Source organism: Arthrobacter sp. DNA4 (assembly GCF_024362385.1).
Lineage (GTDB): Bacteria > Actinomycetota > Actinomycetes > Actinomycetales > Micrococcaceae > Arthrobacter.
Genome location: NZ_CP101466.1, coordinates 311,813 through 331,496, shown reverse-complemented (window position 1 = coordinate 331,496; position 19,684 = coordinate 311,813). Strand labels below are relative to the sequence as shown.

20 protein-coding genes are annotated in these 19,684 nt (G+C 66.4%); 2 read left to right on the top strand and 18 right to left on the bottom strand.

Annotated elements, in window-relative coordinates; translation table 11 throughout:
* Position 1: 1 nt before the first annotated feature.
* Positions 2 to 1,294, bottom strand: a complete 1,293-nt coding sequence (locus NMQ03_RS01625; RefSeq protein WP_255174104.1) for an ABC transporter substrate-binding protein — start codon at positions 1,292 to 1,294, stop codon at positions 2 to 4.
* Between the two features lie 538 nt (positions 1,295 to 1,832).
* On the opposite strand from NMQ03_RS01625, the gene NMQ03_RS01620 reads away from it, so the two are divergent.
* Positions 1,833 to 3,515 carry an adenylyl cyclase gene (locus NMQ03_RS01620; protein ID WP_255175712.1) on the top strand — a complete coding sequence of 561 codons (1,683 nt, stop codon included), beginning with the start codon at positions 1,833 to 1,835 and terminating at the stop codon, positions 3,513 to 3,515.
* 56 nt (positions 3,516 to 3,571) lie between these two features.
* Here NMQ03_RS01620 and NMQ03_RS01615 read toward each other — a convergent pair whose 3' ends face one another.
* The 12 genes from NMQ03_RS01615 to NMQ03_RS01560 form a co-directional block, all read right to left on the bottom strand.
* On the bottom strand, positions 3,572 to 4,609 hold the full coding sequence (locus tag NMQ03_RS01615; protein ID WP_255174103.1) for a HoxN/HupN/NixA family nickel/cobalt transporter: 1,038 nt from the start codon (positions 4,607 to 4,609) through the stop codon (positions 3,572 to 3,574).
* Positions 4,609 to 5,439, bottom strand: a complete 831-nt coding sequence (locus tag NMQ03_RS01610) for an urease accessory protein UreD (RefSeq protein ID WP_255174102.1) — start codon at positions 5,437 to 5,439, stop codon at positions 4,609 to 4,611. The genes NMQ03_RS01615 and NMQ03_RS01610 overlap by 1 nt, the downstream gene beginning before the upstream one ends.
* A gap of 167 nt (positions 5,440 to 5,606) precedes the next feature.
* Positions 5,607 to 6,221: an urease accessory protein UreG gene (ureG, locus tag NMQ03_RS01605; RefSeq protein ID WP_110542400.1), complete on the bottom strand. Its 615-nt coding sequence runs from the start codon at positions 6,219 to 6,221 to the stop codon at positions 5,607 to 5,609.
* Between the two features lie 26 nt (positions 6,222 to 6,247).
* Positions 6,248 to 6,916: an urease accessory protein UreF gene (locus tag NMQ03_RS01600; RefSeq protein WP_255174101.1), complete on the bottom strand. Its 669-nt coding sequence runs from the start codon at positions 6,914 to 6,916 to the stop codon at positions 6,248 to 6,250.
* A gap of 144 nt (positions 6,917 to 7,060) precedes the next feature.
* The gene (ureE, locus tag NMQ03_RS01595; RefSeq protein ID WP_255174100.1) at positions 7,061 to 7,546 is read right to left on the bottom strand and encodes an urease accessory protein UreE; all 486 of its coding nucleotides are present in this window, start codon (positions 7,544 to 7,546) and stop codon (positions 7,061 to 7,063) included.
* Between the two features lie 33 nt (positions 7,547 to 7,579).
* Complete coding sequence (ureC, locus tag NMQ03_RS01590) at positions 7,580 to 9,310, bottom strand: urease subunit alpha (RefSeq protein ID WP_255174099.1); 1,731 nt, start codon at positions 9,308 to 9,310, stop codon at positions 7,580 to 7,582.
* On the bottom strand, positions 9,307 to 9,660 hold the full coding sequence (locus NMQ03_RS01585) for an urease subunit beta (RefSeq protein ID WP_255174098.1): 354 nt from the start codon (positions 9,658 to 9,660) through the stop codon (positions 9,307 to 9,309). Before NMQ03_RS01585 ends, ureC begins: the two co-directional genes overlap by 4 nt.
* Positions 9,661 to 9,671: 11 nt before the next feature.
* Entirely contained in the window at positions 9,672 to 9,974 is a 303-nt protein-coding gene (locus tag NMQ03_RS01580; RefSeq protein WP_224024310.1) for an urease subunit gamma, read from the bottom strand.
* A gap of 109 nt (positions 9,975 to 10,083) precedes the next feature.
* Entirely contained in the window at positions 10,084 to 10,641 is a 558-nt protein-coding gene (locus tag NMQ03_RS01575) for a cysteine hydrolase family protein (RefSeq protein ID WP_255174097.1), read from the bottom strand.
* Between the two features lie 77 nt (positions 10,642 to 10,718).
* Complete coding sequence (locus NMQ03_RS01570; protein WP_255174096.1) at positions 10,719 to 11,723, bottom strand: LacI family DNA-binding transcriptional regulator; 1,005 nt, start codon at positions 11,721 to 11,723, stop codon at positions 10,719 to 10,721.
* Positions 11,723 to 12,310, bottom strand: coding sequence for an HhH-GPD-type base excision DNA repair protein (locus NMQ03_RS01565; protein WP_255174095.1), 588 nt, complete (start codon positions 12,308 to 12,310; stop codon positions 11,723 to 11,725). The genes NMQ03_RS01570 and NMQ03_RS01565 overlap by 1 nt, the downstream gene beginning before the upstream one ends.
* Positions 12,311 to 12,367: 57 nt before the next feature.
* A complete protein-coding gene (locus NMQ03_RS01560) occupies positions 12,368 to 13,894 on the bottom strand; it encodes an alpha-N-arabinofuranosidase (RefSeq protein WP_255174094.1) in 1,527 nt (508 codons plus the stop codon).
* A 305-nt stretch (positions 13,895 to 14,199) separates the two neighbouring features.
* On the opposite strand from NMQ03_RS01560, the gene NMQ03_RS01555 reads away from it, so the two are divergent.
* A complete protein-coding gene (locus tag NMQ03_RS01555) occupies positions 14,200 to 15,153 on the top strand; it encodes an ANTAR domain-containing response regulator (RefSeq protein WP_255174093.1) in 954 nt (317 codons plus the stop codon).
* 47 nt (positions 15,154 to 15,200) lie between these two features.
* Here NMQ03_RS01555 and NMQ03_RS01550 read toward each other — a convergent pair whose 3' ends face one another.
* From NMQ03_RS01550 to NMQ03_RS01530, 5 genes are all read right to left on the bottom strand, one after another.
* Positions 15,201 to 16,097: an anti-sigma factor gene (locus NMQ03_RS01550; RefSeq protein WP_255174092.1), complete on the bottom strand. Its 897-nt coding sequence runs from the start codon at positions 16,095 to 16,097 to the stop codon at positions 15,201 to 15,203.
* Positions 16,084 to 16,662, bottom strand: a complete 579-nt coding sequence (locus NMQ03_RS01545) for an RNA polymerase sigma factor (RefSeq protein ID WP_255174091.1) — start codon at positions 16,660 to 16,662, stop codon at positions 16,084 to 16,086. The genes NMQ03_RS01550 and NMQ03_RS01545 overlap by 14 nt, the downstream gene beginning before the upstream one ends.
* 81 nt (positions 16,663 to 16,743) lie before the next feature.
* Positions 16,744 to 17,460, bottom strand: a complete 717-nt coding sequence (locus NMQ03_RS01540; protein ID WP_255174090.1) for a class F sortase — start codon at positions 17,458 to 17,460, stop codon at positions 16,744 to 16,746.
* A 111-nt stretch (positions 17,461 to 17,571) separates the two neighbouring features.
* Positions 17,572 to 18,408: a DUF4397 domain-containing protein gene (locus tag NMQ03_RS01535; RefSeq protein WP_255174089.1), complete on the bottom strand. Its 837-nt coding sequence runs from the start codon at positions 18,406 to 18,408 to the stop codon at positions 17,572 to 17,574.
* Positions 18,409 to 18,561: 153 nt separating this feature from the next.
* Entirely contained in the window at positions 18,562 to 19,581 is a 1,020-nt protein-coding gene (locus NMQ03_RS01530; protein ID WP_255174088.1) for a LacI family DNA-binding transcriptional regulator, read from the bottom strand.
* Positions 19,582 to 19,684 lie beyond the last annotated feature (103 nt).

Sequence of the window (19,684 nt, the reverse complement as noted above, 5' to 3'; positions counted from 1 at the left end):
TTTAGAGGGACTTCACTGCGGTGACAAACTTCTCCCAGGAGGAGGCGGCGTCGTCCGTTTTGTCGACGTCCACGCGGGTGAGGGCCTGCTGCATGGCGTCATTGATGGCGAAGAATTTGGTGCCCTTGAAGGGGGTCACGTCAACGGCCTTGGCCCGTTCGGCAAAGATTTCGCCGGTAGGGGCGCCGTTGAAGAACGCGTTCGTCTGGCCCAGCAGTGCGCTGCTGTCGAGGGCTTCCTTCTGGCTGGGGAAGGTGCCCTTGGCGGTGAATGCCTTGATCTGCTGCTCTGGCGCAGTCAGCCATCCGGCCAGCTTCTTGGCCTCGGCCTGGTGTGCGCCCTGGGTGGGAACTGTCAGGTAGGAGCCGCCCCAGTTTCCGCCGCCGCCGGGGAAGACATTGGCCACGTCCCAGCCGGTGACACCGGCCGCGTTACCCTCGATAACACCAAGCATCCAGCCCGGGCAGAGTGTTGTGGCGAAGGCGCCGGTTTGGAAACCGGAAGCCCAATCGTCGCTCCACTGCTTGAGGTGGGCGGACAGCCCGTCTTCGGTCGAGGCTTTCAGAACCTGCTTGTACGTGTCCTTGACCTGCTGGTTCTCCGTGGCGATGACGGTGCCGTCCTCCTCCTCGTAGACCTTTTCAAGCTGATTGCTCATGCCTTGGTAAATTGCCCCTGCCGAATCGAACCATGCAGAATCCGGGCTTGCAGCCTTGAATGCCTTGCCGGCTTGGAAATAGCTGTCCCAGGTGGTGCCCAGCATCTTGGCCACCTCCCCGCGTTCCGTGGGCAAGCCGGCCTTCTTGAGCAGTTCGGCGTTGTAGCAAACAGCTTCGGGGCCGGAGTCAGTCCCGTAGCCAAGGAGCTTGCCGTCAGGGGTGGTGGCGGCCTCGGCCTTCCAGTCCAGCCACCGCCCTTCCACTGCAGGGTCTTTCAGGTCGGCGAAGCGGTCCGGATACTGGAGGAGTTCCGGAAGCCAGTCCACCTCTACGGCTTCGATGTCGGACAGCCCTGAGCCCGCAGCAAGGCGCGTGGTGAGGTTGTCCCGTGCCTCGTTGGTGGTTGCCGCCTTCTTGTGTTCGATGGTCACGTTCGGGTTCAGCGCTTGGTATTCGTCAAAGAGTTTCTCGTAGCCGAACTCGTTGAAGGTGCCGACCGTGAGGGTAACTGCCTCGGACCCGGTGGCGCCGTTCACGCCGGATTTCTCGGGCGATGACGAACCGCATGCCGTGAGCGACAGGGCAAGGCACGCGGCGGCGGCCGAAAGCACGGAGAACTTGCTGAGGCTTTTCACAGGGGGAAGACTCCTTCGTCAGGGATGCCCTATCGATCCGGGTGCACGGTCGGAGGCATGGAGGGTAGAGCGGTCTGGTTGACCGGCACGGCGGCCGGCGGTGGGAGCGCTCTCACACATGGTGTCCTACCTCACAAGAGATTGTCAAGAACTTTTAGGAGCGCTCCCACCAACCCTTGCTGGCGCCGGGAGCCGATGTTACGCTTCCCCGACGGGAGCGCTCCCACCATCCGATCCCAAGCTGCGCAGTGCAGCCGCCGCGGGTCGTCCAGTCCCACCACTGACAGGACCAGCAATGCCGCTATCCTTACGCCCTGAAGTACCCAGACCCCTTCCGGCACAGCGCCGGCCCCACCCTGGCATCGTTGCCGCAAGCACCGCCCTCCTCATCGGGCTTGCCACCGCCGGCGCGACCGTTCCAGCACAGGCCGCACCGTCAGCTGCGCAGCCCGCAGTCCAGGCTCCGGCGTCGCCACCGCCGCCGGCACAGACCCCGCAAAACCCTTTCGGGCCCAACACGTACGTCTTCGATCCCGGAATGCCCGTGGCCCAAATCCAAGCCACCGTGGACGCCGTTGCGGCCCAGCAGGTGGACGACGAGATGGGCTCAAAGCGCTACTCGCTGCTGTTCAAGCCCGGAACTTATGGCACGCCCGAGGAGCCGCTGATCGTCCAGGTGGGCTACTCCACCGAGGTGGCGGGCCTGGGCGCAGCACCCACCGATGTCACCATCAACGGACACGTGGACGTCTACAACCGGTGCCTCACCGCGGATAACTGCATTGCGTTGAACAATTTTTGGCGCTCACTGTCCAACCTCACCATCAATGTCACGGGCCTCGAAGGCTGCCGCAGCTCCGCCAACTTCTGGGCGGCATCCCAGGCCTCACCGATGCGCAGGGTCAACATCACCGGCGGCAACCTCTCCCTGATGGACTACTGCACCGCCGGCCCGCAGTACGCCAGCGGCGGGTTCATCGCGGACTCAAAGACAGGTGCCGTCATCAATGGCTCCCAGCAGCAGTACCTGGTGCGCGACAGCAGCATCGGCAGCTGGTCCAACGGAGTCTGGAACCAGGTCTTCTCGGGCGTGGACGGCGCGCCCGCCGACTCCTTCCCCACCCCGCCGTACACCACGCTGGACAAGACTCCGGTCAGCAGGGAGAAGCCGTACCTGACGGTGGATCCGGACGGCCAGTACAGCGTATTCGTGCCTTCCGTCCGCCAGGATGCAGCAGGGACCACGTGGGAAAACGGTCCCACGGAAGGCCGCAGCATCCCGCTGGCAGAGTTCTACATCGCCAAGCCCGGCGATTCAGTGCAGGCCATCAACTCCCAGCTGGCCCGCGGAAAGAACCTCATCCTGACCCCCGGGGTCTACGACATTGACCGCAGCATCGAGGTCAAGAGGGCCGGAACCGTGGTGCTCGGTCTGGGCATGGCATCACTTACCGCCGTCAACGGATCAGTGCCCCTTACAGTCGCGGATGTCCCCGGCGTGGACATTGCCGCCGTCACCGTGGACGCGGGCGAGGTCAACTCCCCTGCCCTGATGCGAGTCGGCAAGGCAATCCCGGGCGCAGGCGGCGGATCAGCAGACTCCGCCGTCCGCAGTGATCCGGCCAACCCCACCACACTCCACGATGTGTTCTTCCGCATCGGTGGGCCCCACGTGGGCAAAGCCTCGGTCAGCCTGGAAGTCAACAGCGACAACGTCCTCCTGGACCATATCTGGGCCTGGCGCGCCGACCACGGCAACGGTGTCGGTTGGACCACCAACACCGGCAGGAACGGCGTGATCGTCAACGGCAACAACGTCACTGCCACCGGCCTGTTCGTGGAGCACTACCAGGAGTACAACGTCATCTGGAACGGCGAAAACGGCAAAACCGTCTTCTTCCAGAACGAACTGCCCTACGACGCCCCGAACCAGGCAGCGTGGCAGCATGACGGGGTCCTCGGCTGGGCCGGGTACAAGGTGGCAGACTCCGTCAAAACCCATGAACTGTGGGGCGGCGGCAGCTATGTGTACAACAACGTGGACCCCACCATCCACGCCACCCGCGGCTTCGAGGTCCCGGTGACGCCCGGCGTGAAGCTGCACAGCCTGCTGACCGTGAATCTTGGCGCCGGGACACTGGACCACGTGGTCAATGACACCGGAGCGCCGGTGTCCACGGACGCCGTCGGAGTTCCCAGCTACGTGGCCGATTTCGGCTAGGAGCCGCCCACCCCAACGGGGGCGCGGCGCCGGCAGTGGATGCCGGCTCCGCGCCCCTATCCGTTCCGGGCCTGCCTCCACGCCAGCGCAGCGCCGCCCCAGACGGCCAGCAGCAGCGCCACCAGCAGCAGGCCAGCGTCGCCCAGGTCGATCGATGAAAGCCAAGCCGTCACCGGATCATGCAGCCCGAATGCGGCGTGAATGAAGCCGGCCAAAGTAATCACGGCAATGAACAGGGCCGAGACCGCCGAGATGCCCGTCACCACAGCATTGAAGCCAAGCTTCCGCCGCGGGTCAGCCAGCGCCGAGCGGTACATCCGCATCATCGCCATGCCGTTCACCGAATCACACAGCGTCATCGCGGCGGCGAAGGCGAGCGGGAGGGCGAGCAGGGCGAACGGGGGCACCCCGGCCAGCGACGCCGCCGTCGTCATCATCAGCAGCCCGATGGTGGTGGCGGTATCGAAACCCAGACCAAAGAGGAAGCCGATCACGTAGATGTTCCGGGACCGGCGCACCCTGGCGAGGGGTTTGGCCAGCAGGCGCGGTACCAGTCCCTGCGGTTCCAGGTCGCGGGGATCGATGGCTGCTCCGGACCGGGAGCGCCGGAAGGCAGCGGCCGAGCGGGTGAAGGCCGAGCCGTTGAACAGCCCCATGGCCAGCAGGAACAGCCCGGATACACCGCTGCCGATCAGCCCCAGCACCAGGTTCCCGGCAGTACCGTCCTCCATCAGCCCGCCAACCATGGACGCACCGGCGATCACCAGCACCCCGGCCAGGGTCACCACCGAGCTGTGGCCCAGGCTGAACGCGAAGCCCACACTCACCGGATGCTGCCGCTGTGCCACGAACTTCCGGGTGGAGTTGTCGATGGCGGCCAGGTGGTCCCAGTCGTAGCTGTGCTTCACTCCGGCCAAGTAGGAGGTGAGGACAAGTCCCCAGGACAGCGCCCCGCCGCCCCCGGTCCGGGTTCCGGCAAGCAAAAGGACGACGGCGGCAGCGTGCAGCGCGGCCACGGCGCCAAAGGTGAAGAGCGCCCGGGTCCGGAGCGGCAACGAGTCCCGGTCCCGGTAGAGCGCAGCGATGCTTACCATCAGTGCTTCCTCAGGTCCAGCGGTTCTTGGCCGTACCAGCGTCCGCGCAGCAGGTCCGTGCAGGATCGAAGCAGGCGGTTCAGTTCGTCGGTGCTGTTGGAGAGGCTCCGCAGCACCAGCCCGGTGGTCCCCGAAACAGTGCGGGTCAGCGAGATGCCGGTCAGGGCCCGGTGGTCAGCGGTCAGCAGGTGCAGTTCGTCGGCGAGCGCCTGGTCCACCCGGGGGTCCGCCACCACCAGCGATCCGAGGTGGCTGTAGCCTTCCATGAACCCGAGCCCGGTGACGTCGTGGAGCGGCGGCCGGATCAGCAGGTTGTCCAGCGCCAGCAGTTCGGTGCCCGCCCCGGTTTCCACACAGATGTGGTTCCTCAGGCGCACTTCCTCATAGCGGAAGGCTGCGCCGTCGGGCGACCATCCGGGCGTCACAACCTCGGCCATGACCAGCGATGACGAGGGCTGCAGGGTCACGGACGTCCGCTGCCGGTAGCTGGCTTCCCGGTAGGCGATGAACTGGTCCGGCATGAGTTCCAGCCGCGCCCCCTCCCCGAGCCGCAAAGTCATCCGCTGCTCGGCAAAGGACCCGGGCGTCCGGTAAATTTTGGTGGCGGACTGGGTAGTCAGCAGCAGAGAAGCAGAGTCCCCCACCTCCACATCAATCAGGAAAAGATCCGCCCCAAGATAAGCCCCACCAGGATTCACGACGACATAGCAAACCTGCCCGGAGTCATCGAGGTAATGCGGCCGCAAAACCCGAAGCGCCCCCTCATGAAACTGATGCAAGGCAACCGACCGTCCATGCCCCACGCTCACGCCCAACTCAAGCCGCCCCATAGGTGACCTGTCAGCAGAAGCGGAGCCGGGGATAGGGGGCCGCGGCGTGGCGGGCACCGCGGAGCGGGCACGGCCCCCTATCCCCGGTGAAGCGCCGGAAGCGACCCCACCCGCGGGCGCAGGCCCCGGCGAGGTGCCTGCTTGAGGTGACCCAACCGCCGTCGTACTCATGCCAGGTCGAGCATCAGGACGTCGTGCCGGATCCAGTCGATGACCTTGTCGAGTCCTTCGTCTGTCTTCAGGTTGGTGAAGCAGAACGGCTTGTTGCCACGGAATTCCTTGGAGTCCCGTTCCATGACGGCGAGGTCTGCCCCGACGTGGGGTGCGAGGTCGGTTTTGTTGATGATGAAGAGGTCGGATTTGATCATGCCCTGACCGGCTTTGCGGGGGATCTTTTCGCCTTGGGCCACGTCGATGATGTAGATGGAGAAGTCGACCAGTTCGGGGCTGAAGGTGGCGGAGAGGTTGTCGCCGCCGGATTCGACGAAGATGACCTGCAGGTCGGGGTGCCGGGCTTTGAGTTCCTCGATGGCGGCGGTGTTCATGGAGGTGTCTTCGCGGATGGCGGTGTGCGGGCAGCCCCCGGTTTCGACGCCGATGATCCGGTCCACGGGCAGGATGCCGTTAGCGGCGAGGATTTTGGCGTCCTCGATGGTGTAGATGTCGTTGGTGATGGCGGCCATGGAGATATCGCCGCTCATGTGCCGGGTGAGCCGCTCCACGAGCTGGGTTTTGCCGGCGCCGACGGGCCCGCCGATGCCGATTTTGATGGGTTCAGTCATGGTTTCCTCCTAGGTCACGAGCACGGTCAGCTCATGAACATCCGGGCACGCTGGCGTTCGTGCCGCATTTGCGAAATTTCCAGTCCGGGGCTGACGGCGCCGAGGTCGTCCGGCGTGAGGCGGGCGACCGCGTCGATGGCGGCAGCGACGTCGTCGTGCGCTTTCCGCAGCACGCGCTGCCCCGCGTTCTGGCCGAGCGGGATGGCGCGGACGGCGTTTTGCGTGAGGGACGTGACGGTGGCGAAGAGGTAGGCGGCGAGCGCCTCCTGCAGTGGAACGCCCAGGGAGCGGGCGACGACGGCGAACGCCAGCGGCTGGTGCCCGGCGGCGCGGCCCGTGGCCACCAGGTCCCGGTACAGTTCCAGCGCAGGCGAGGGAAACACCTCAGCCCCGATCTCGAGCAAGCGGCCGCCCATCTTTATGCTGGCCTCCCGAACCTGCCGCGGCAAAAGGGAAGCAGACAAAAGCAAATCCAGCTCCCCAAGCTCACCCCCCTCATAGAGAAGCCGGACAGCAAGACCATCGGAGTAAGTCAGCGACTGCGAGATGAACGCGGACAACCATCCACTGAAAGAAGCCTCATCAGTGACCACCCCGGCATCGATGTACGTCTCAAACCCAAAGGAGTGAGCAAACGCCCCGGTAGGCAAAGCAGAGTCAGTGAGCTGCTGAAGAGCAAGCTGATACCCACCCACTAAGCGCCTCCCAAAGGCGCGAAACCCAAGCGACGCGAGGGATATGGGGCCGCGGTGTGGCGGGCACCGCGAAGCGGGCACGGCCCCATATCCCTCGCGGCGTCCCAAGCGGACGCACCCGTAAGAGCGCGCAGCGCGTGAGAGTCAGTGCGAGTGTTCAGCATGGCGGAAGGGCACAGGCATGACGCGCTCCTGGCGGGTGTAGGGCACGGCGTTGTGGCGGAGGTAGTCCTCGACGGTGTGGTCGTAGGCGCACACCATGACGGAGGCCCCGTATTCGCTGTCCGCGTCGAAGAATTGTGCCTGGAGGTGGCGGTTGCCGAGGGAGTGCGCGGTGACGCCCATTTCGTGGATGGTCCGTGGCGCGATGACCAGGACGTCGGTGGGCAGGACGGACACCACGATCATGTTGGCTTCTTCGAGGTGGAGGATGTCGCCGTCGCGGAGGTCTCCGGACCCGGCGGGGAGGCGGATGCCGATTTCCTTGCCGTGGTCGGTGGTGGCGCGCTGGATGCGTTTGACCAGCTGGGCGCTGGGCAGGACGACTTTTTCGCGGTGCAGGCCGGCGTAGGCGGCGAGGTCGGAGTCCGGCAGGTCGTGCAGGTTGCCCAGGACTTTGTCGATGATCATGTGGTTGCTTTCGGGGGTCTGGAATTCGCGGTTCTAGAAGAGGAAGTACCGCTGGGCCATGGGCAGCACGTCGGACGGTTCGCAGGTGACGTCCTCGCCGTCCACCGTCACCTGGTAGGTTTCCGGGTCCACCTGGATGTCGGGCGTGGCGTCGTTGTGCTTGAGGTCGGCCTTGGTGAGGTTGCGGATTCCGGAGACGGGCCGGATGACCTTTTCCAGCCCCAGCTCCTGGGGCACACCGGCGTCGATAGCTGCTTTGGACAGGAAGGTGATGGAGGACTGCTGAACGGCCTTGCCGAAGGTGGCGAACATGGGACGCATGGTGCGCGGCTGCGGGGTGGGGATGGACCCGTTGGAGTCGCCCATGAGTGCGTAGGCGATCTGCCCGCCCTTGAGCACCAGTTCCGGTTTGACGCCGAAGAATGCCGGGTCCCACAGCACCAGGTCCGCGAACTTGCCCACTTCGACTGACCCTACGGAATCCGCGATGCCCTGTGCGATGGCGGGGTTGACGGTGTACTTGGCCACGTAGCGCTTGAGCCGGAAGTTGTCGCTGTCCGCACTGCCGTGCGCCCCGCCGTCGGCATCTTCCAACATCCCGCGTTGCTTCTTCATCTTGTCCGCCACCTGCCAGGTGCGGGTGATCACCTCGCCTACCCGGCCCATGGCCTGGGAGTCGGAGGAAGTGATGGAGAAGATGCCCAGGTCCTGCAGGACGTCCTCCGCGGCGATGGTTTCGGCGCGGATGCGGGAATCGGCGAAGGCCACGTCCTCGGGGATGTCCGGGTTGAGGTGGTGGCAGACCATCAGCATGTCCAGGTGCTCTTCGATGGTGTTGCGCGTGTACGGGAGCGTGGGGTTGGTGGAGGCGGGCAGGACGTTGGGCATGCCCGCGATCTTGATGATGTCCGGTGCATGGCCGCCGCCGGCGCCTTCGGTGTGGAAGGTGTGGATGACCCGGCCGTTGATGGCGCGGATGGTGTCTTCCACGAACCCGCACTCGTTCAGGGTGTCGGTGTGGATGGCCACCTGGATGTCGTACTCGTCAGCGACCCTCAGCGATGTGTCGATGGAGGAGGTGGTGGCGCCCCAGTCTTCATGGACTTTGAGCCCGATGGCACCGGCGCGGATCTGCTCGGAGAGGGGTTCGACGGCGGATGCGTGGCCTTTGCCGAACAGGCCGATGTTCATGGGGAACGCCTCGGCGGCCTGCAGCATCCGCTGGATGTGCCACCTTCCGGGGGTCACGGTGGTGGCTTTGGTCCCTTCGGCGGGCCCGGTGCCGCCGCCGATCATCGTGGTCACGCCGCTGGCCAGGGCGGTGGGGATCTGGTCCGGGGAGATGAAGTGGATGTGGGTGTCGATGCCGCCGGCGGTGAGGATTTTCCGCTCGCCCGCGATGATTTCGGTGCTTGAGCCGATCACGATGTCCACGCCGTCGGTGATCTGCGGGTTGTCGGCCTTGCCGATCCGGAAGATGTGGCCGTCCTTCAGCGCCACGTCTGCCTTGTAGATCCCCGTGTGGTCCAGGATCACGGCGTTGGTGATGACGCTGTCTGGAATGTCCCCGTCACGGATTGCCTGGCCGTTCTGCCCCATGCCGTCGCGGATCACCTTGCCGCCGCCGAACACCACTTCCTCGCCGTACACGGTGAGGTCCTTTTCGATTTCGAGGAAGAGTTCGGTGTCCGCCAGGCGGATCCTGTCCCCGGTCGTCGGGCCGTAAAGGTCCGCGTACTGCCGGCGCGGAATGTCGAAGCTCACTCGCCGTCCCCTTCCGTAAGAGGCCCGCTCTGGCGCGTGCCGCCGTCGAGCCTTCCATTGACCGCGTTGCTGAGCCCGTAGACCTCCCGGGTCCCGGCCAGTTCAATAAGCCGCACGCTCCGCGAATCCCCCGGCTCAAACCTGGCCGCCGTTCCCGCGGGAATGTCCAGGCGCCGGCCATAAGCTGCTTCGCGGTCGAAGGCCAGGGCCGCGTTGGCCTCGGCAAAATGGAAATGCGACCCCACCTGGACGGGCCGGTCACCGGTGTTGGTCACGGCCACCTCGATTGCCTCCCGGCCCGCATTCGCGGTCACGGGCTCCGGCCGCAGGACGTACTCGCCTGGAATCATTGCCGCGCTCCTTAGCGGATGGGGTTGTGGACGGTGACCAGCTTGGTGCCGTCCGGGAAGGTGGCCTCGATCTGGACGTCGTGGATCATCTCCGGCACGCCTTCCATCACGTCGGCCCGGGTGAGCAGGGTGGTGCCGTAGCTCATGAGGTCGGCCACGGACCTGCCGTCGCGGGCGCCCTCGATCAGTTCATAGCTGATGATGGCCACGGCCTCGGGGTAGTTCAGCTTGAGGCCGCGGGACTGCCTTCGGCGGGCCAGGTCGGCGGCCACCACGATCAGGAGTTTTTCCTGCTCACGCGGCATGAGATGCATGGGTTTCCCTTCGACGGCCTGCGGCGTGCTGCCAGCGTAGGCGGGTCACGTTTCCGCCAGGTTTCAGGAGTATCAACGAAAGCTGGGGATGTGCCCCAACGGTGGGAGGCTACTCCGCCCCGCTGAGCCGGGCAAGGATCTCGCCACTGGACTGGATGGGCTGGCGGTAGGTGGTGGAGAGGATGCGGAGCATGTCGGCAGCGTCCTGGTCGGCTTCGGAGGCCATCGCGTCCTTGGCGTAGGTGACCCGGATGTTGTGCGCAAATGCGTCGGCTGCGGTCTGGGCGATGCAGTTGTGCGTGGAGACTCCGGCGAGCACCACCTCGTCGGCATCCCAGTTCCGCAGCCGGGCCAGCAGGTTGGTTCCCACGAAAGCACTGTCCCGGGTCTTGTTCAACTGGGGCAGGTCCTCCTTGATGAGGCCGGGCACCGACTGGGCCTGCGCGCTCCCGCGGAAAATGAAGCCCTGATCGTCGTCCAGCATGCTGAGGGTCCAGGTGGACTTGTCCCGCTCATGTTCGGTGCCGATCAGGAGCGCCGCATGTCCGGCAGCCTTGAACCCTTCCAGCAGCCGGTTGCACTCACTGACCACCCGGTCCTGCTGGGCCGCCAGTTCGGGCGTTTCGAAGAATGCGTTCTGCATGTCGATGACCAGGAGGGCAATCATGTGGGCACCTTTCCTCGTTGAACCGGTGGGCCGGCGGGTGGTGAGGAAAAGTTACCCGCGTGGAGCGCGGCGAAACCCTAGGGTGCGGATTCCCTGACCTTCAGTTCGAACCCGGCTTCCACGTGCACGCCCTGTTCCGAGGGCTCGCGGCCGGTGATCCGCTCCAGCAGCAGGCTGATGGACCGCTCGGCGATCTCATCCATGCCCGGCGAGACGGTGGTCAGGGAGGGGGATGCGAACCGCGCCTCGTCGATGTCGTCAAAACCGGCCACCGCCACGTCCTGCGGCACCTTGACGCCGCGGATCAGCAGCTCATGCATGGCACCCAGCGCCAGTACGTCATTCAGCCCGAAGACGGCGTCGAACTCCACGCCCTTATCCAGCAGGCCGGCGACGGCGGCAGCACCCGTATCGCGCCGCCATTCAGCGGGTGCCACGAGCGCGGCGTCGAAGGGGATGCCTGCTTCCGCCAGCGCACTCCGGTACCCGTTCAGGCGCAGGCCCGCAGTCCCGGCGGACTCCCCCGTGTTCGCTCCCACCACGGCGATACGACGGCGGCCGCCGGCCAGCAGGTGCCTGGTCAGCGCAGCCGCGGCTTCCTCATTCTTCATGGTCACCAGGTCGAAACGGGGATCCACGATGTGCTCGCCGAGCATCACCAGCGGCTTCTTGCCCGCCCGCGCGGCAATGGCATCCGCGTCCACCACCAGCGGCGTGAACAGGAGGCCGTCGGTGAGCTGCCGGAAGGTCCCTCGGAGGGCGCCAAGTTCAGCGGAGGCTTCGGCATCGGACTGCTCCACCATCACCCGGTAGCCGTGCCGGGCGGCAGCCTTCATCAGCCTGGACGCCAGCTCGGCATAGTAGGGGGCGGAGAGGTCGGACAGGACCAGGCCCAGCATGGACGTCTTGCCGGACCGCAGGCTGCGGGCGGTGAGGTTGGCCTCGTAACCCAGCTCCGCGATGGCATCCTGCACCCGTTGCTTGGTGGCGGGGCGGATGAATTCATAGTCATTCAGGACGTTCGAAACGGTTTTGAGGGAGACGCCTGCCGCCCTCGCAACGTCGTTCATGGTGACTGCCATTAACGTTCTTTTCCTGCCTTTGCCGCCGCCTTGGCAGCCTGTTTGCTGGCCCGCACCTTGACCAGGGATTCCGGGTCCACAATGTCGGCCACCGACAGGTAGGTGCCATCCTCACCGTAGTGGCCTGCCGCTTCGCGCCAGCCCGGAGCCTCGAGGCCCCGCTGCTTGCCCAGCAGGGCAAGGAAGATCTTCGCCTTTTGCTCCCCGAAACCGGGCAGCGCCTTGAGCCGGCGCAGCACCTCGGCACCGTCCGGCGAGCCCTTGGTCCAGATGGCGGCGGCATCGCCGTCCCACTCGTTCTGGACCGCTTCGGCGAGCGCCTGCACGCGCGCAGCCATGGAGCCCGGAAAACGGTGGACGGCGGGCCGTTCCTTGAACATCTCCACGAACGCCGCAGGATCGTGCGCCGCAATGGCCTCGGGCTTCAACGACCCGATCCGGGTCCGGATCTTTTCCGGTCCGGCGAACGCGGATTCCATCGTCACCTGCTGGTCCAGCAGCATGCCGGTCAGGAGGGCGAAGTCGTCCTCATTCAACAACTTGTCCGCGGCGGGGTCCCCCGTGATGTGCAGTTCCATGCCGTCCATCCTCCCACCTGCGGCCCGCCGTCGTCATAAGCACACCTCCAAGAAAATTTCGCCGGGTCAGGACTCCACAGCCAGCCGGATCATGGACCAGGACACTGCCGGAAGCTCAGCGGTGAGCCGGCCCCCTTCCACCTTCACCGTGCCGTTTTCCGACGGCAGGACGGACGTGGAATCGTCAGCACTCGCCTGCCAGTAAGGGTCCTTGTTGGCGTAGGTGACGGCCTCCACGACATGGACATGGCCCAGGCCTGCCACGGCAGCATCCAGTGCGAGGGCATCGGCGGCCGATCGATTCACTGCGAACACTACGGCCTCGCCCTTGTCCGGGTCGTAGGTGGCAACGGCGGACAGTGCCGCGAAGCCGGTCGTCGTGCCGCCGCTGACCAGGGGGGATTCGACGGCGAGCTGCAGCACCGTGCCCGACGCATGCCGGGAGGTCAGGGCGAAGGGGTGGAAGGTGGTCTGCTTCCAGGACCGGCCGCCGGGTTCGGTCATGATGGGTGCGATGACGTTCACCAACTGCGCCAGGCTGGCCGAGTGGACGCGGTCGGTGTTCCGGAGCAGCGTGACCAGGAGGTCCCCCACCACCACGGCGTCAGCCACTGTATAAGTGTCTTCCAGCAGGACGGGGGCCACGGGCCAGTCCTTGCCTGTGGGCACCTTTGACTCGTCGCGGCTCATGTGCCAGACGTTCCATTCGTCGAAAGAGATGTTCACCTGCCTGCTGGACTTCTTGACCGACTTCACGTGGTCAATGTGGCTCACGATGTCGCGGATGAAGGCTTCCATCTTGTGCCCGGCAGCCAGGTGTTCCTGCAGGTCGCCGAAGTCCTCGAAGTACTGGTGCGCCGAGATCAGGTCCACCAGGTCGTAGGTTTCCGTCAGGACCACGCGCTCCCACTCCCCGAAGGTGGGCATACTGGGCCCGGAGCTGCCGCAGGCCACGAGTTCCAGGTCAGGGTCGATCATGCGCATGCCGCGGGCGGTGTCCGCCGCGAGCCGGCCGTACTCCAGAGCGTTCTTGTGGCCGATCTGCCAGGGCCCGTCCATTTCGTTGCCCAGGCACCACATTTTGATGCCGTAGCCATTGCCGGCCCCGTTGGTACGGCGTTGCTCGGAGAGGGCGGTCCCGCCGTCGATGTTGCAGTACTCCACGAGGTCCAATGCCTCCTGCACGCCGCGGGTGCCCAGGTTGACGGCCATCATGGGTTCCACGCCGGCCTTGGCCGACCACTTGGCGAACTCGTCCACGCCCACGGTGTTGGGGTCAGTGGAGTGCCAGGCCAGGTCCAGGCGGGCGGGACGCTGGTCCACCGGGCCCACGCCATCCTCCCAGCGGTAGCCGGAGACGAAGTTGCCGCCGGGGTAGCGCACGGTGGAAACACCAAGCTCACGGGTCAGTTCCAGGACGTCCTTGCGGAAGCCGTCCTCGTCGGCCTCCGGGTGTTCCGGTTCGAAGATGCCGGTGTACACGCACCGGCCAAGGTGCTCAACGAACGCGCCAAATGTACGACGGCGGACGGGACCTACCGTGAACGACGGGTCGACGGTGATTTTGGCTGCGGGGGGTTGTGGCTGGGTCACGAAGGTATCCTCAGGTAGTTTCTACAACGTTATAGAAGACATTGTTTGTTGCGCTGGTCCCGGAGTCAAGGGTTCGGCCTGCGGTCCCGCCAAAAGGTTCCAGCCGCGGCCGGAGGACGCTGCGGCGGTCCCACCTGCGGCGACGCTCAAAACGGCGCGGGAGCCGGAACCTCCAAGTACTACCTAATCGAAAAAACAGGTACCAGCTACGCATTCACCGGGGCCCGGAGGGCCATTAGGTTTTTCACAGAGACAAGACCTTCAGGCTCTTGGTACTTGGCTCACTAGGGGGTGTGAGACTGGCAATGCATCGTTCACCACACATAGGCCGCGCAGGCTTCCCGGTCCATCGGACCCGGGTGATAGGCGGGGCCGGCGACGAGGAGTCCTTCGAGACCAAGGACTCTCCCCCAGCCGTCGCCGGCCCTCTTGCCCCTCCGCTCTCCCGGAGGGGCCACGCACCGCTGCCCGGGGAGGGCAGCCATGAGCAGGCAAACCCGCGGAACACGGCTCTGCTGCTGGACCTGGTCAATGGCGCCCGGTCCCTGGCAGACTCCCTGGACCTGCTGGTGGCTGCATCGGCCGCGCACGTGGTCAGGACCGCTGGAATAGATGTCGGCTGTGGCCTGGTGCTCCACCAACCCAAGCGTGGTCCCGCCATCACCGGCACCACCGACGAGGTAGTCAGCCTGCTGGAGTGGGAACGGGAAACGGCCGAGGGCCCGGTGACCGACGTCATGGCCGGCGGCCACCCCGTGGCGGTCCTCCAGAGGAACGGGGACTTCCGCTGGCAGCACTATTCCGGCCAACTGCAGGCCGCCGGGTTTGGCAGCGCCCTCGCGGTCAGGCTCCGCCTGGACGCAGAGATTCCTGCCGACGACGGGATTCCCGGCAACAGCGAACTCGGCCAGTCAAGGGCCGCCCTCGCCTTCTTCGCCCAGGATTCAAAGGCCTTTCCGCTCCAGGCCATCGCGGAGGCACGCACTTTCGCGCTGCTGGCAACCAAAAGCCTCCAGATGGCCATCAACCTGCACACTGCCCGGTCACTGGCCACGGACCTCCGCTCGGCCCTCGACAGCCGCACGTCCATCAATGTGGCCTGCGGCGTGATCATGGCCCAGAACCGGTGCTCCTACCAGGAGGCGTTCGCCATCCTCGCCAAGGCTTCAAGCCACCGGAACATCAAGGTGCGCAAGGTGGCCGAGGACATCCTGGAGCGGCTCCCGGAAGGTGCGCCGCACTCACACTTCGGCCGCTGACCCGCTGCCGGTTCCGCCTGTTCAGCGGGTGCGTCCGCGGGCCCAGATCAGGATGTGAGAGTGCCCCGGGCAATACTTATGGTGGAGTGGGCGGGGTTGCCGTCCATGGGCTCGTCCGAGACATCCACCACCGGGTACTGGGACAGGTCAAGGCCGGCAGGCACCTGGAACGTTCCGGAGGTGGAGTTCATAACGCCCAGGCTGACCAGCTTGGAAAGGTCCGGCGCGATCAGCCACACCTCCTGGTAGCCCCTGGCTTCGTCCTTGTCCAGGCTGACCTCCAGGCTGCGGGAACCATCCTTGGCCTCCACCACTTTGGCCGATCCCGCCGCGGAGTGCTGCGGGAGCGGGGTCAGCTGCGTTGCCGCCAGCTCCTGGGGCTGGGGCGGGCGGTTGAAGGCCCAGACGGCGCCGAAAACCACCAGGACAGCAGCTGCCGCCGTGGCCAGCCACGTTCCGGGGCGCTGCCACGCGCCCCTCGTCCGGGCACTGTCCGTTCCGGCACCCCTTGTCCGGGTTCCCCTTGTCCGGCTGCCGATTGCTTTGTCACCGAGGGGGACAATGTTCGACGGCGGCACGTCCCCGGGTGCGGGCGTGACTGCAGGTGTTGCGGCACCTCCATCAGCCCCGCCACGCTCAGCCCCGCGTTCCTCTGAAACGTCTCCCACAGACCCAGGTTCCGCCGGCTCCGCCGCCGCGAGCGGGTCCTCCCGGACGCACTCGCCCAGGCCAAGCTCGCGGTGGATTCCCGCCCAGACCTGGGGGCCGGGCACGGAGAGCCGGCTGGTGTCCGGCGTCGTCTTCACCGCTTCGACCGCACGCCGCAGGGCGGCGTAGTCGGCGGCGCACTGGGGGCAGGCCAGGAGGTGCTCCCGGCCGCCAGGGTCATCCCAGTCGTTGTACAGCGCCAGGAGGCTCAACTGTTCCGGATCAAGATGCGGCATGGTCAACCTCCAATCTGCTTCTCAGGTGCGTCAGGCTGCGGCGGATGTGGCTCTTGACGGTACCAAGGGGAAGGTCCAGTTTCCTTGAAATCTGTTCGTGCGTCAGGTCCTCGTAGAAGGCAAGCTTCATGATGGACCCCTGGGGCTCACCCAGCTTTTCCAGTTCGCCGTCCAGGAGCAGCCGGTCCGCCAGTGTTTCCGCGGCCTCCGTTCCGGCCCCCGCGTCCCCGGCCATGCCGGCGCCCGCAGCGGCATAGGCTTTGCGCGCTTCGCGGGCCGACGACTGCTGGGCATCCGCGATGGCATTGCGCGTGATGCCAACAATCCACGCCGGGAGCCGGGCCACGTGCGGGTTGAAGGTGTTCCGGGAGCGCCACACGCGGATGAAGACCTCCTGGGTCACGTCGTCCGCCGCCGCGCGGTCCGCGAGGGACCGGACGGCCAGCGTATGGACCAGCGGCGCGAACTCGCGGTAGGCCGCCGCCAGTGCATGCTCATCGCCGGACAGGAAAGAGGCGGTGAGCCCGTCATCCCATCCAGGGGACGCGCGGCCTGGGAGCGTCACGGGCGTCTCCCTCCCGGCTTCGGCGACGAGATACATGGCTGGCCACCGGCTGTGCAGGAACTGGTTCATGCGGGGACCGGTTCAGGCAGGGACTGCGGTGACAATCACATTGTCGCTGTAGTCCATCCGCTCGTCCAGCCATTTGCCGCCGCAGGTGACGAGTTTGAGTTCATGGGGCCCTGACCGCCTGAAGAGGGACGCGCCGTCGAACCTGTCCTTGGCCATCAGCTCCACGCCCACCACCCGGTAAGTGAGCGCGGGGGCGCCGTCCCTTCCCACGCGGATGATGGTTCCCGCCGGGAGCGACTTCAGGGCGGAGAAGGGCGCGCGGTCCGAGGTGGTGTCGATATGTCCGGCGATGACGGCGGCGCCTTCGGCCGCCCCGGGGGCGGGGCCGAACCTGTACCAGGCGGCACGGTCGAACACGTCCGGTATCTCCATCGCTCCTGCGGTGGACACTCCCCCGGGCACCACCGGCATATCAATGGCCGTGCCGGCAACGGTGAGCGAAGTGGGTGCCGGTGCTGGGGCATTCGCCGGCAGGGTCGCTGGCCGGAGCGGGATGTCCCCCGGCTGCGCGCTGCCAGGACTGGAAGGGGCGGCCGCCTGGGGCAGCGGGGAATCCGGCGGAGCCACTGAACTGGCTGCAGCCGCAGGGGGCGGTGCCTGCCCGGAATTGGACAGGGCGGCGGAACCGCAGCCGGAGAGAACCAGCACCCCAACCACCAGCGCTGCTGCCGCACCCCTTGAGGCAGGCCGACGGCGGCACCAGCCTTCCGGCGTCGTGCGTCCGTTCATGAGGAGTTCCTTCCAAGGAAGACATCGGTTGGGGAACAAAAGGGCCAGCGCAGGGGCCCGTCCGCGGGTGTGCGGCCGGGCCCCTGCGCTGATGGTCCTACAGAGTGGCGGCTACAGTTCGGCCCGCCGGGCGCGGACGGCGCGGCTGACGCCCACCGCCCCGGCCAGCAGGGCCAGGGCTGCCAGGCCGAACCCCGCTGTGGCAACTGCGGGGCCCGCCCCGCCGGTATTTGCGGAACCGTCAAGGGCGCCGGGCACCGACGCCGGAGCGGTGTGCAGGCCCTCGATGGTCTGAACGGCCAGCTTCAGGTTCTGGTCCGCCAGGCTGCCCCAGGCGTAGACAATGGTGTGCGTCCCTTCGGCCACCGTGACGTCTGCCGGGCCGATCACGGGGGTGGTGGTGCCGGCGGCGGCAACGGCGGCCGGGACCGTGCCGGGATCGAGGGTCAGGGTTTGTTCGTTCGGGTTGGCCAGGTTGGTGACGACGGCGGTGCCGCTTACCAGGACATCGACGGCAGGGGCGGCGGCGGCATGCCGGACGGTCAGTTTGCCCTTGCCGGCCTCGATCCGGGAGACGTCATTGGTGAACAGGCTTGCCGTGGGCTTGCCGTCCTCGCCGAGGTGGGCGGCTGCGGTGTAGTTTCCATTGGCAGCCAGGTTGACGCTGACGGGACCGATGGCGGGGGCGGACGCGTCGGCTGCGTCAGCTGCCGTGATGGCAATTTCGTAGGTGCCCGCGGGAAGGGCCAGCGGACCGGCGAGGGTTCCCGGGGTGAAATCGTCCAGCGTCCGGTCGCCGTTGACCCAGACGTCCACGGTCAGTCCGGGAACGCCGTGCAGCACTGAGAGCTGGGCATCTCCTTCTGCTGCGTTGGCGGGGCTTACCAGGGCGATTGCGGCTGCAATGGCTGCCGCCCCGGCACCTGCGGTAAAGATTGTGTTGCGCATGTCCATCTCCTTGAACGGCCCGGCTGCCGGGCGTTTTTTACTGACACCCCTACTACCGGCGCAGGCCAGGATTTGGATGCAGATTCATGGAGATTTTTTAACTTTTCTTCTTCCGCAGCTTAAGCCGGCTTCCCGGACGGTTTCCCCGGGCTTCTAAGCGGACGCCGGGGCGGCGGTGCTGGCGCGGAGGACAAGCTGCGGCGGGACCACGGTGGAGCTCACAGCGGCACCTGACTCAATCTCGTCGAGCATGATGTCCATGCAGCGGCGCCCCAGTTCCTCGAAGTCCTGGCGAACGGTTGTCAGCGGCGGCGTGAAGTAGCCCGCTTCGGGCTGGTCGTCGAAGCCCACCACGGAGACGTCGTCGGGCACCCTCACGCCCGCCTCGGTGAACGCGCGCAGGAGGCCCAGGGCCATCTGGTCGTTCCCCACAAAGATGGCCGTGGCCGTGAGTCCGGACGCCAGGCGGCGGCCGATTGCGTAGCCGCTCCCCGCACTCCAGTCCCCTTCCACCAGGAGTGATTCGTCCAGCCCTGCCTCGCGAAGCGCCGCGCGCCAGCCCTCCGCGCGCTCGGCACCGTCCGTCCAGTCCGGAGGGCCGGCGATATGCCCGATCCGCAGGTGGCCCTCCTTGACCAGATGTTCGACGGCGAGCCTGGCGCCCGCGCGCTGGTCCACCATGGCCCCGCTGACGGAGGCGCTGCCGGCGGAGCCCACGGCCACCGCGGGCACCGGAAGGTTCAGCTGCTCCAGCACGGCCAGGGTGTCCGCGTGCGGGACCAGTACCGCAATCCCGTCCACGGCCTGGTCCATGAAGTGGCCCACCGCATCGGCGATGGCGTCCCTGCTCACTTCCCGCAACGCCGCGATGCTGACAAAGTAGCCGGCGTTGCGGGCCGCATGTTCAACCCCCAGCAGGGTGTTCGCGGGCCCGTACTGGGAGAGCTCACTGGCCAGCACGCCGATGGTCTGCGAGCGCCGCGTGACCAGGCTCCGGGCCGCGGTGTTGCGTCGGTACCCCAGTTCGGCAATGGCCGCCTCAACCTTTTCCCGGGTCGCCTTGCTCACGTTGGGGTGGTTGTTCACCACGCGGGAGACGGTCTGGTGGGAGACGCCGGCCACCTTGGCCACGTCTTCCAGGCGCGGCATCCGGCCCTTGCTGGTTTTTGCCATGTGCCTATTGTGCCTGTTGCCGTCCCTGCGGCTCCCCCTGTTGCGCCCGCCTGGGGCACCGGCATGGGCGCCCGTGAAGGGTGCGGCTGAATCCTTGCGCGGC